Origin of the sequence: Velocimicrobium porci, assembly GCF_009696045.1 — a bacterium.
Classification (GTDB): domain Bacteria; phylum Bacillota; class Clostridia; order Lachnospirales; family Lachnospiraceae; genus Velocimicrobium; species Velocimicrobium porci.
In genome coordinates this window covers 76,546-88,560 of record NZ_VUMT01000007.1, presented here as the reverse complement: position 1 = coordinate 88,560, position 12,015 = coordinate 76,546, and the positions used below count along the sequence as shown (strand labels likewise).

10 protein-coding genes and 1 other RNA gene are annotated in these 12,015 nt (G+C 34.5%); 2 read left to right on the top strand and 9 right to left on the bottom strand.

What is annotated here, in order from left to right:
* Window positions 1-92: 92 nt before the first annotated feature.
* From FYJ58_RS06260 to FYJ58_RS06235, 6 genes are all read right to left on the bottom strand, one after another.
* On the bottom strand, window positions 93-743 hold the full coding sequence (locus FYJ58_RS06260) for a hypothetical protein (protein WP_154518830.1): 651 nt from the start codon (window positions 741-743) through the stop codon (window positions 93-95).
* Between the two features lie 15 nt (window positions 744-758).
* The gene (locus tag FYJ58_RS06255; RefSeq protein ID WP_154518828.1) at window positions 759-1,193 is read right to left on the bottom strand and encodes a hypothetical protein; all 435 of its coding nucleotides are present in this window, start codon (window positions 1,191-1,193) and stop codon (window positions 759-761) included.
* Window positions 1,194-1,306: 113 nt separating this feature from the next.
* Complete coding sequence (gene moaC, locus FYJ58_RS06250) at window positions 1,307-1,819, bottom strand: cyclic pyranopterin monophosphate synthase MoaC (protein WP_331464162.1); 513 nt, start codon at window positions 1,817-1,819, stop codon at window positions 1,307-1,309.
* A gap of 98 nt (window positions 1,820-1,917) precedes the next feature.
* The gene (locus FYJ58_RS06245; protein WP_205839175.1) at window positions 1,918-3,567 is read right to left on the bottom strand and encodes a hybrid sensor histidine kinase/response regulator; all 1,650 of its coding nucleotides are present in this window, start codon (window positions 3,565-3,567) and stop codon (window positions 1,918-1,920) included.
* Between the two features lie 190 nt (window positions 3,568-3,757).
* Window positions 3,758-5,851 (bottom strand): aminopeptidase, encoded by a 2,094-nt coding sequence (locus FYJ58_RS06240; protein WP_235912573.1) that lies wholly within the window; start codon window positions 5,849-5,851, stop codon window positions 3,758-3,760.
* Window positions 5,852-5,904: 53 nt separating this feature from the next.
* Window positions 5,905-6,495, bottom strand: coding sequence for an HD domain-containing protein (locus tag FYJ58_RS06235; RefSeq protein WP_154518822.1), 591 nt, complete (start codon window positions 6,493-6,495; stop codon window positions 5,905-5,907).
* Window positions 6,496-6,671: 176 nt separating this feature from the next.
* On the opposite strand from FYJ58_RS06235, the gene rnpB reads away from it, so the two are divergent.
* Window positions 6,672-7,022, top strand: an RNA gene (gene rnpB, locus FYJ58_RS06230) — RNase P RNA component class A.
* 13 nt (window positions 7,023-7,035) lie between these two features.
* On the opposite strand, the gene FYJ58_RS06225 is transcribed toward rnpB, so the two are convergent.
* Window positions 7,036-7,695 carry a Crp/Fnr family transcriptional regulator gene (locus FYJ58_RS06225; protein ID WP_154518820.1) on the bottom strand — a complete coding sequence of 220 codons (660 nt, stop codon included), beginning with the start codon at window positions 7,693-7,695 and terminating at the stop codon, window positions 7,036-7,038.
* 125 nt (window positions 7,696-7,820) lie between these two features.
* On the opposite strand from FYJ58_RS06225, the gene FYJ58_RS06220 reads away from it, so the two are divergent.
* Complete coding sequence (locus tag FYJ58_RS06220) at window positions 7,821-8,501, top strand: YitT family protein (RefSeq protein WP_205839174.1); 681 nt, start codon at window positions 7,821-7,823, stop codon at window positions 8,499-8,501.
* A gap of 72 nt (window positions 8,502-8,573) precedes the next feature.
* Here FYJ58_RS06220 and FYJ58_RS06215 read toward each other — a convergent pair whose 3' ends face one another.
* Both FYJ58_RS06215 and FYJ58_RS06210 read right to left on the bottom strand, forming a co-directional pair.
* The gene (locus tag FYJ58_RS06215) at window positions 8,574-9,737 is read right to left on the bottom strand and encodes an isocitrate/isopropylmalate family dehydrogenase (RefSeq protein WP_154518816.1); all 1,164 of its coding nucleotides are present in this window, start codon (window positions 9,735-9,737) and stop codon (window positions 8,574-8,576) included.
* 141 nt (window positions 9,738-9,878) lie between these two features.
* Window positions 9,879-11,987, bottom strand: a complete 2,109-nt coding sequence (locus FYJ58_RS06210) for a PTS transporter subunit IIABC (protein WP_154518814.1) — start codon at window positions 11,985-11,987, stop codon at window positions 9,879-9,881.
* Between the last annotated feature and the right edge of the window lie 28 nt (window positions 11,988-12,015).

The window sequence follows — 12,015 nt, the reverse complement described above, 5'->3', positions numbered from 1 at the left end:
AAGTTTCCTATAAAGTAAAACATTATAAAAAGTGTTACAAAATTCAATTATTTTGTAACACTTTTTATAATGTTTGGCAAAACTTCCGGTCTTTATTTCCCTTTTTTATCCTGTTCATTTAACCACGAAAAATATTCTGCGTCCAAGTCAAAATCACTTGCCTGATATCCCTCTTCCTCTTCTTCCGGCTCAGGCTCTTCGATAACCGGTTCTTCATATTGCTGTTCTTCCATAAGCATACTTTCAATCCGGTCTTTCCATTCATCAGCAATTTTAATCTCAAACGGTTGTTTTGCCGGCTTATAAGTTTCTGCTTTTACACCAGAACCATCATTCGATTTTACCGTATACTCCCGTTTTGGAAAATAAGACTCATCTACCTTAATTTCATAATTTACTTTTTTTACCGGACGATTACCATTTTCGGAAGCAACTTTTAATTGTTCCATTATTGTATTTTTCTGCTCATCAATTCTTTCTGCCTTCCGGTCAAATTCCAGCAACAGTTCTTCACAGTACTTTTTCATTTCTTCCTTTGCCCGAAGTACAACAAGACTTACTTCTGAAAGCATATCATCGACATATTCTAAGGACGCTCCATATACAGCTCTTGCTTCATCTTCTGCATCTTTTATAATCTGTGCTGCTTTTTTCTTTGCATCACTAAGCAGTTCCTCAGACTCTTTCTTTCTTGCATCTTCTAAAAGCATTTGCTCTACTTGTCTTCCTAAATCCTCATCCATGTCCTTCCTCCAGTATTATTTATTCACATCATTTAAAAAACGCATTTTCCCTTTTCTTTCTTTTGGGACTTCTCCAATATTTCCAAGATGAATCGTTCCCTTCAATTCTTTTGCAAGTTTTGAAGCACAAGCCGGACAATATCTTCCATACCTTATCTCCGTCCCGCAGCTTTCACATTTAATATAGATTTCAGAACCTTCCGGTATTTCTAATTTCCCATCTTTTAAGTATTCTTCAATAACATGAACCGGAACTCCTGTTGCAGTGGAAATGACAACCGCAGGAGCCATTCCCTGTTCATCTAAATACGTTCTTACTTTCCCATAATCATCCAGTTCAATATTTCCACAGTCATTACATTCATATACACCTAATGATTTATATCTATACTTTCCCCCACATTTTTGACAAATAACGGGTCTTCCTGTACTTACATATCGTTCTTCCATATTTGCCCTCCATTCTTCACTGCGAACACCTTCTATTTGCAATTTATATTTGCAATTTATATTTGCAATTTATATTTACCATTATTATAATATAAAATACCTTTGCTAGCAACCTAATTACCATTCTGTGTAATTTTATTTCTTATAAAGTGCCCACTTTTTCCACCAGATTTTTCTTCCAAATGTACTCCACCTATTTCCATACTTCGATCAACTGCTTTACACATATCATAAATTGTCAATAAAGTTACGGAAACCGCTGTCAATGCCTCCATTTCGACTCCTGTTCTTCCTGCCAGCTTTGTTGTTGCTATTGCTTTAATCCAACCTTCTTCCTCGTTGTATTCATAATCAATCGAAACCTTCGTAAGCATTAAAGGATGACACATTGGAATCAGTTCTCCGGTTCGCTTCGATGCCATAATACCTGCCACTCTGGCAACTCCAAGCACATCCCCTTTTTTGGCACTATGGGTACATATCATTTGATATGTTTCCTTATTCATATATATTTTTCCAGATGCAACTGCAATCCGTTCTGTCACATCTTTGTCTGTCACATCTACCATTACTGCATTTCCATTTTTATCAAAGTGATTTAATACCTTTTCCATTTTTATTCCCATGCTTAACGCAAATCTGCTTGCGATGCTGCCCAATCATTCGATTGAAAAAAGAACAGCTGCATATTTCCTTTCTCTTCATTATTTTTTTCACACTTCTCCTACTCATCAATCCCCAAAACTTTGGCTATTTTTTTCAATACAAGTTCCATATCCAGTGGTTTAATCAGATAGTCATTCATACCCGCTTCTTCTGCTTCACACATATCCTCCTTAAACACATTCGCAGTCATAGCTATAATTGGTACTGTCTTTGCATCTTTTTTATCTAATTGACGAATCCTTTTTGTTGCCTCTAAACCATCCATTACCGGCATCTTAACATCCATAAAAATTAAACAGTAATACCCCTGTATTGAAGCCTTAAATTTCTCCAAAACCTCTTTACCATTGTTCGCAGATTCAACAATAAATCCGTTCATCTCTAACAATGTTGTTATAATTTCCAAATTAATATCATTATCTTCTGCAATTAAAATTCTAAGTTCTTTCGGAAACTCGGGTTTTACTTTTTTACTGCTTTTAGAGTGACCACTCTTTTTTTCTTCACCGATTTTTATCTGTTCAAACGGCAATTCTATAATAAATGTACTTCCTTTTCCCAGTTGGCTCTCTACACTTATTTTACCATTTAACAAATACACTAAATTTTTTGTAATCGGAAGCCCAAGACCAGTTCCCTCTACTACTATTTCACTTCTGTCCATTTCCTGAACAAATGGCTCAAACACATGCTTCACAAGTTCCTCCGACATTCCGATTCCCGTATCTTTAATTTCAAATCGAATCGTATCTTTTTTCATTCCTATTTTTGTTGAAATAACAGAAAAATATATCGTTCCCCCAGATGGAGTAAATTTTATCGCATTTCCAATAATATTCATTAAAATTTGTTTCGTTCGAATAACATCTCCAACATAATACTCTTTTATATCATCACTAATATGTATTTGAAGCTTCTGTTTTTTTTCTTCTATCTGTGGCGATATTACTGTTTTAATATCACCGACTACTTTTTGTATAGAAAAAGGGCTATAATTCAAAGTCATTTTCCCACTTTCAATTTTAGACATATCTAAAATATTATTAATTAATGCCAAAATATACTTAGAAGAAACTGTAATCTTCTCCAGACATTCCTCTACCTTTTCCCTATTTCCCGCATAAATTTTTGCAATTGTTGTCATTCCAATTACAGCATTTAGTGGAGTTCGAATATCGTGAGACATATGGGATAGAAATTCTGTTTTTGCTTTATTGGCTTTCTCCGCTAAACGCAATGCCTCTTTCATAACAAATTCTTTTTGCACGTTCATCTTTCTACTTTTTTCCGGTGCAATAATAACAATTATTTCTCTTTTTTCATCTGTCCACTCATTCGGAAAAATTCTTGTACTAAACCAACTATAGGTTTCATTTTTTTCTTTTTGCAGATATTCAAAATATAGTTCTTTTTTTTTCATAATTTCATTCTCTATATTTTGAAAATCCAATTTTTCCCTGTACTTTTCTTTCCAATCCTCCTGTATAAGCGTAGTATAACGTAAAATAAATTCATCAAAGCTTTTAACTCCTACAAAATAATCTTTAAAATCCTCTCTACATTCCAGCATTTCGAAAACATTTTGTTTCAATTCATATACTATTGCCACTACACACACATGGTGGATTATTTTGAGCAAACAATTGCTTTTACGTTCCCCACTTGCTAAATCTGCAAATCCCTCTTCTTCCATCAAATGAACGCTCATAAAATTACTCCTTTTAATCTTATACATTTTATAGTAAAATCACCAAAACTATTATAACTATAATACATTATTTTACTATTTTCGACAAACTAATTGCTTTTATTTGTCAGATTTCTGTACTTTTATGAGCAAAATATACGAAAATACACTGCAAAATAACTTTTTTATATTTGCAGTGTATCCTAAAAAACTAATGCTTCAACTGTTCGAACGCTCCATTAAGTTCTTCTGTTCCCTCTAAAACAAATTTTCCATCCAAAATGATATCAATTGCTTTACCATCTCTTGTATGAACTGTAATGGTCCCTAATTCATTATAAGGTATCGTTATATCAGTATGGCAATTAAAATAAGCCTCTTCGATTGATGTTTTTCGTTTTATTGAAACTTCATTATCTTTTGCGACAATTTCTTTTCCGTTTGGATTATAGGTTTTTATATCCTCACTCATTTTATAACAAGTATCTCCAACCGCAAAATGAGGTCCTGTCTTTTCTGCAATCAAAATAGGCAACATATGAGAAATTCCATAATTTTTTCCCATTACATAGGCGGTTGTATTCGTTCCAATTGCAAATTCTCCGATTGGAAGCGATTCATGCTGTTGCATAAGATTTTCTCTGATAAACTTCTTATTTTCTTCCTCTTCTTCAAAATTGTTACAAGTATAACTAGAAATCATTCCATCTTTAAAGTGAAGTTCCAAATCAATGTATTTTAAATCTCTCAAATAAACCTCAGAAACATGAAGCGTTCCTTCGGTTCCTTTCAGTTGTGGAGATGTAAATACTTCGCCAACCGGAATGTTTACATCTGCAAGACAGTTTTCAAATAATGTTTCTTTCTTTGCATCTTTCAGTTCCCGAAGCATAACTTTTATGTCTGTTTTATTTTTTCCTTTTCCGACAACATGGACGTATTCTCCCTGATCTAACACATCAATTATTTTTTCTTGAATTGTTTCATAAAGCTTCATATCCAATGTATTGACTTTTACTGTTTCATGGAAAATTTGTTCAAAATCAGCTCCTATTTCCGGTATTGGATAGGCTATAATTGTAAAACTATACTCATCTCCTTTCAAATATTGATTCGAAAGCAGACTCGCATCCCGTTTATAATCTACAACTAGCTTTTGCTGTTTCTCAGACAGTCGAAGTGCTTCTTTTTTCTGTACCGGAGCAAATGGGGTTTCTCCAAACACTTCGATCACTGCAGGTCCTGCAAAACAAGAAGCCTGTTCCTTCATTTCTTCATAAGCTGATTTATTACCATCTAGCTTTCTGTCTAAAAAGCTCTTACTGATATAAAGTGCGTCATCAAATCGGTGATCATAATCATACTGTCGATTTGGGGAAGTGCTATAATATCCAATTTTCAAATTCTGATTTTTTTGAATACTGCTTACTGCTGCACGATATATCGTAGGTTTTAATCCCATATCCAAAAACTGGTTAATCGCAGCTTTTACAAGACGCTCAAATCCCACACAATAGCGAATATTTACAATCGATTTAATGGAAATATCCAAATTATTTGCAATAAAACCCGTTCGGAAACCTTCTGTATAGGTAGAAGCCATCTTATCTATCTCCTTCTGAGAGAAAGAATTGAGATAAGTAGCTGTTTTCCATTCATTCTCTGTTATATATTCTCCGAAATAATACAAATATCTTAAATCTGTCAAATCACAGTTCATAATGATATCAGTTGCGTAAGAATAGGAAGGATTAAGCATTTCTCTTGTACGGATTTTTACCATATCTTCACTATAGTCTCCTGCATAATATACAATTGAAGATTTTATAGATTTTTCCAATATTTCTTTTTCTTCCTCTTCTTCAAACAAATGATAAATTTCAAGAAACAGTTCTTGACCAATTGTAATTTCAAATAGTCGATTTTCAAATGCATAAGCAATACAACCGCGAAGTTCTGTGTACAAAAAACTAAGCATTTGTCCAATTCCTTCACCTAGCCTGTCAACTGCATAGGAAGGATTTGCATAACTTTGCTCATAATTTTCACCAATAATATCCTCATAAAGCTCATGATTCAGGCATTGTAACTGTTCTATCGGTAAAACACGAAGTTCACCGTTTTCTACCAATGAAGTTACCTTCTGAATCTTTCCTAAAAATTTTGCCGTTTTGTAAAAGTAATCACGATACGCTTCCTTTAAAGGAATTTTTTCATTTATCAGATCCTGAATCCTCTCACAAGTTAATTCATACCGTTCTATAAATAACTTATTTTCTTCTTTTATTTGTTCCAAAAAACTCATTTTATACCTCTCTTCCATATAACGTTTTATAAAAGTTTTTAAATTTTCATTTCTTATTCTAAAATTTCATTCCCAACATGTGGTTTGATATAATTTTCTAACGCAAAATTCCAAAGCTCTTCTGAACCTTCTTTCGTAGATTCATTTCTTTTTAAAATCTGCTCCAGATGTACGCCATGTTCTATCCATGATTTTCCTTCACTTGCATCGTTTAACATAGTTGGCTGAATCTTATCTACTGCATTAGCAAATTTTGCCTCCGGTGTTTTCTTTTCCTCAAATTCATCCCAAAGTCCACGCACATAAGATGCCTGATCGTCTGGAAGTAAATGAAAAAGTCTTTCTGCCGCTTTTAACTCCCTTTCTCTTTTTGACTGGTTTCCTTTCTCATCATAGGCATAAGTATCTCCTGCGTCAATTTCAATAATATCATGAATTAAAACCATCGCCATCGTACGTGATACATCAATCGGCACATTAGAATATTCATGAAGTAAAAGTACCATCATTGCCAGATGCCATGAATGTTCCGCATCATTTTCCTTTCTTGAAGCATCCGAAAGATAAGTTTGCCTTCCAATTTTTTTAATTTTATCAATCTCTTTTATAAAAGTCATTTGTTGTTTTAATCGTTCGAAGTCCATTTTCTACCTCCCAAAAAACATTATCTTTACTGATTATACAGCACCATAATAATTAATACAAGCGAAAGAATAAGACTCAAAATAAATATGCAAAATGTGCTGAAGTAAAAAAATTAATGAAAATATTTTATAAAAATATTTACAATTTCTTTTTATCATGTTAGAATAAAGCTTCGTAAGGAATACAGATGGTCGCGCCTATTCGTACCGAAAGGTCTTAGGTGAGGAAAGTCCGGGCTTCGTAGGGCAGGATGCCAGATAACGTCTGGTGGAGGCGACTCTAAGGAAAGTGCAACAGAAATATACCGCATAGTTTTACTATGTAAGGGTGGAATGGCGAGGTAAGAGCTCACCGCCTGGCTGGTAACAGGCAGGGCATATGTAAACCCCATCCGAAGCAAGACCGAACAGAAAACGATACGGCTGCCCGTCGTGTTTTCGGGTAGGTCGCTTGAGCCTAGTGGTGACATTAGGACTAGATAGATGACCATCTAATACAGAACCCGGCTTATAGTATTCCTTACGATTTATTCTATTTTTTTAATAAACATCCCCTAGGTATTCTTCCAATGCCTTTACATTTATAACATGGATATTCCGATATTCCAGCTTAACTAAGCCCATTTCCTGCATATGCTTTAATGCCCGCGTAACAGTAACACGATTGCTTCCCGTTAAATCCCCCATTTCCTGATGCGTATAATCTACCGAAAATTCATTATCATCAGGATTCTTTTTAAAATACTCTCCTAAATGAAGTAACATATATGCCAATTTTTTCTCTACGCTCATGAACGTAATACTATTCAATTGAAGCGATAAATCACGAATTCGATTGGCCATAAATTGAAACATTTCAATCATCGCTTCCGGATTATCTACTAAATGAGGATAAAGCTCCACCATATTAACGGCCAATAATTCAACTTCTGTCACCGCACTAACAGAATTAATTTGAGTAGAACGACTAAAGTATCCTGCTTCCCCAAATATTTTACCAGCTCTTACAATTTCTATTGTAAGTTCATTGCCATTTTCCGCAGTTAAATAAACTCTTACCCTTCCTTTACGAATCAGATAAAATTCGTGTGCCGGATCATTCTGTAAAAATATGATTTCATCTTTTTGATATCTTTCGACTGTTCCAACTTTTTCAAATATTTTATATAAAATGGATTCTTTTTGAATATTTTGCCTCATAAATGCCCCTCTTTTTACATTCTTTTCTCAATTGTAGCATAAGTTACATTCTTTTTTCAATAATCCTGTTACAATCATCATACGAAAAAGAAACGAAACTGAATACGAAGAAAGGTCTGTTGATTATGAAATCAAAACAGGTAAAAGAATATGTAAATATAACGATAGGACTTGCTATTATAATTACAGCTATATACTTTTTCCTAATCCCGCAAGACATAGTAACCGCAAGTGCTGTAGGTCTGGCCACATTACTCGCAACCTTTATTCCACTTCCAATCTCACTGATTACATTTTTCTTAAATGTAATTCTTTTAATTGTGGGATTTATTTTTGTAGGTGGCGATTTTGGCTGGAAAACTGTTTATGCAACTGTAGTAACACCAATTATTTTAAGATTCTTAGAAATTTTTATACCGGTTTCCAAACCATTATTTGAAGATATCGGTATCAATCTTATTTTTGGAACACTAATTTCATCAATTGGCATCGCTTTGATTTTTTATCAAAATGCCTGCTCTGGCGGAACAGAAGTTATTGCAAAAATTATTAATAAATATTCTAATATTGATTATGGAAAAAGTTTTATTTTATCAGGAATTTTAACAGTAGGATTCTCTTATTTTATTTTTGGAAGCAAGCTTTGTCTGATTAGTCTATTGGGGCTTTACATTAATGGAATTTTTACAAATTATTTTGTTGCCCAATTTGGAGAATACATTGCAGACAATCAAAATAATACAGCTGCCACAAAAGAAAGTTCAAATCAACATCCTACTACTCCATCTAGTACACAATTAGGATAGAGATTTTATTTTTATATTAAAAATGCAGTGCAAATGTTAAATCGATTTTATTGACATCTGCACTGCATTTTTTTAAATTCTTTCTATTGTTTCCATGATATAATCGGCAAATTCTTCGCCCGTAGCACCTGTATCACGTCCTGTTATAACTAACTTTTTCTCTGTCACGGTACAGATATCCAATGCCTTATATAGCTTATCTGCTTCTTTCGTATAACCAATATGACTTAATAACATTGCTCCGGCACGAATTACACTGCAAGGGTCAGCATAAATATCCCTTCCTTCTTTTACCATACGAGGTGCTGAACCATGAATTGCCTCAAACATGGCATATCTTTTACCAATATTAGCACTTCCTGCTGTTCCAACACCACCCTGGAATTCTGCCGCTTCATCTGTAATAATATCTCCATAAAGATTTGGAAGAACTACTACCTGGAATCCTCTTCTTCTGTTTTCATCAATTAATTTTGCTGTCATAATATCTATGTACCAGTCATCAGCTTGAATATCCGGATATTCTTTTGCAATCCGATAAAAACAATCTAAAAACTTACCATCTGTCGTTTTAATAATATTAGCCTTTGTTACTGCAGTTACTCTTGTTTTTCCATTTGCCTTTGCAAATTCAAATGCAGCACGGATAATTCGGTCACAACCTTCTTTTGTTGCAATTGTGAAATCAATTCCTAAATCTTCTGTAACCTGTACACCTTCTTTTCCTGCAGCATAACCACCTTCTGTATTTTCCCGATAGAATGTCCAGTCAATTCCTTGCTCCGGAATTCTTACAGGACGCACATTTGCAAATAAATCGAGTGCTTTTCGCATTGCAACATTAGCAGACTCTACATTTGGCCATTCATCACCTTTTCTTGGCGTTGTTGTAGGTCCTTTTAAAATGACATGACATTCCTTTAACTCTTCTAACACATCATCCGGGATTGCTTTCATTTCTTCCGCTCTACGCTCAATTGTAAGACCATCAATAACTTTAAATTCGACCTTTCCTGATGCAACTTCATCCTTCAATAAATATTCCAGCACACGTTGTGCCTGTTTTGTGATAGCAGGACCAATTCCATCTCCACCACATACTCCAACAATTATTTTATCTAATTGCTTATAATCAATAAAATCACCTTGTGATTTCATCTGCTCAACCCTTATTAATTGTTTTTCTAACAGCCTGCCAAATTGCTCTTTCGCTGCTTCAATCTGTTCTTGATACATACTCTTCCCTCCTAATCTGCTATCCATATTTTGCTTTATTGTAAATCATAGTATGATAAACTGTCAAGGGACAAGAATTAAGCAAATTCCTGCCCCTTTTCTTCTGTTTTATACTTAAAATGGAGTATAAATTTATTCTCTTTATTCTACTTTCAAAATCTTACTCTTTCTTTCTACTTTTCCCCGGCCAATCGGTAAAATAGTGTGAAATTCATCCGTATTACTAATAATAATCGGAGTTATCGTACGATAGCCTTCTGATTTTATTTTATTCATATCAAATTTTGCTAATAAATCACCTGTTTTCACTTGATCTCCTGCACTAACTTTAACATCGTAATACTTTCCATTTAATTGAACTGTATCAATTCCAACATGAATGAGAACTTCTACTCCATCTTCTGACATTAGACCGATTGCATGTTTTGTATCAAATACCATTGTTACCTGTCCATCAAACGGAGCTGTCACAATTCCTTCTTCCGGTTCAATTGCAATTCCGTCACCTAACATTTTTGCCGAAAATACTCCATCTTCTACTTGTTCTAATGGAAGAAGTGTTCCTTTCAATGGTGCATAAATATATTTTACAATAGAATTGTTTTGTTCTTTCTTTTCAACTGCTTTATGAATATCCTGTTCCACTTTTTCTTGTCCTGCTTTTACTCCATGACTAAGGTAATCTTCCAAGTTAGATTTGATAACGGTTACCTGTGGTCCATAGATTACTTGGATTCCATTTCCTTTTTGAATTACTCCTGATGCACCTGTTGCCTTCAAAGTTGCTTCTTGTACTTTTCCTGCATCAAATACCGTAATACGAAGTCGTGTTGCACAACAGTCTACATCACTAATATTATTGCAGCCACCTAAACCAGCTACAATTTGTTCGGACACCATATCACTTTGACCATTCTGATTTACTTTCTTTTCATTTAAATCAGCTCTCGTATATAACTTTGTTTCTCCATCTCCTTCTTCTCTTCCCGGCGTTTTAAAGTCGAATTTTTTAATAAGAAATGAGAATAAGAAGTAATATACAACAAAATAAATAATACCAACCCATACAACGTTAATCCAACTTGTTTTTCCATTTCCCTGTAAAATACCAAATAAAAATAAATCAATAAAACCACCAGAGAATGTCATACCAACGCCAACATTTAAAATATGCATTAACATATACGCCAAACCGGCAAACGCACAATGAATTACATAAAGAATCGGTGCTACAAATAGGAAAGTAAATTCAATCGGTTCTGTAATACCAGTAAGCATGGAAGTAAGCGCTGCGGATAGTAATAATCCTCCTACCGCTTTTCTTTTCTCAGGCTTCGCACATTTATACATAGCAAGTGCTGCCCCCGGAAGCCCAAATATCATAAGTGGGAATTTACCTGACATAAAACGAGTTGCTTCCACACTAAAATGTGCAATTCCCTTTGTTCCTAATTCAGCAAAGAAAATATTCTGTGCGCCTTCAATCAATTGCCCGCCAACCTGAGCAGTACCGCCTACAGCAGTCTGCCAGAATGGCAGATAAAATACATGATGAAGTCCAAATGGAATCAATGCACGCTCCATAACTCCGTAAATCCAAGTTCCTGCATAGCCGGACTGTAATACTAAATCGCCAACTTTATATATTCCAATCTGAATCGGTGGCCATATAAAAAACATTCCAATTCCGACAATCAGATAGACAATTGAACTAATGATTGGAACAAAACGAGTGCCACCAAAAAATGATAATACCTGCGGCAACTGAATTTTATAATATTTATTATGAAGTGCCGCAACTCCAAGCCCTACTATAATACCGCCAAATACACCCATTTGAAGCGATGTAATACCTAACACAGAAGTAGTAGAACCATTAAGCATTGCCTCTGCTCCGCCATTAATTTTAATCATAGCCCCCAACGCTGCATGCATGATAAAAAATGCAATTGCTGCCGAAAGGGCTGCAACTTCTTTTTCTTTTTTTGCCATACCAATTGCAACACCCATCGCAAATAAAATTGGCAGATTGGCAAATACAATGTTACCCGCGTCACTCATGACAGAAAGAATCGCATAAATAATAGTTCCAGGTCCCATAACCTGAGTCAGCCCATACGTTTCCAACATTGTTTCATTGGTAAAAGAACCACCTATACCAAGAAACAGACCTGCTACCGGAAGAATTGCAATTGGAAGCATAAATGAACGTCCTATTCTCTGCAATATTCCAAAAATTTTGTCTTTCATAGACTATCCCTCTTTTCTTTCTTTATTT

Bases quoted from the DNA above. Each gene is read 5' to 3' on its own strand.
- FYJ58_RS06220 (WP_205839174.1), top strand. From the start codon at position 7,821: ATGAAATCAAAACAGGTAAAAGAATATGTAAATATAACGATAGGACTT.
- FYJ58_RS06255 (WP_154518828.1), bottom strand. From the start codon at position 1,193: ATGGAAGAACGATATGTAAGTACAGGAAGACCCGTTATTTGTCAAAAA.
- FYJ58_RS06235 (WP_154518822.1), bottom strand. From the start codon at position 6,495: ATGGACTTCGAACGATTAAAACAACAAATGACTTTTATAAAAGAGATT.
- FYJ58_RS06260 (WP_154518830.1), bottom strand. From the start codon at position 743: ATGGATGAGGATTTAGGAAGACAAGTAGAGCAAATGCTTTTAGAAGAT.
- FYJ58_RS06225 (WP_154518820.1), bottom strand. From the start codon at position 7,695: ATGAGGCAAAATATTCAAAAAGAATCCATTTTATATAAAATATTTGAA.
- FYJ58_RS06210 (WP_154518814.1), bottom strand. From the start codon at position 11,987: ATGAAAGACAAAATTTTTGGAATATTGCAGAGAATAGGACGTTCATTT.
- FYJ58_RS06245 (WP_205839175.1), bottom strand. From the start codon at position 3,567: ATGAGCGTTCATTTGATGGAAGAAGAGGGATTTGCAGATTTAGCAAGT.
- FYJ58_RS06240 (WP_235912573.1), bottom strand. From the start codon at position 5,851: ATGAGTTTTTTGGAACAAATAAAAGAAGAAAATAAGTTATTTATAGAA.
- moaC (WP_331464162.1), bottom strand. From the start codon at position 1,819: ATGGGAATAAAAATGGAAAAGGTATTAAATCACTTTGATAAAAATGGA.
- FYJ58_RS06215 (WP_154518816.1), bottom strand. From the start codon at position 9,737: ATGTATCAAGAACAGATTGAAGCAGCGAAAGAGCAATTTGGCAGGCTG.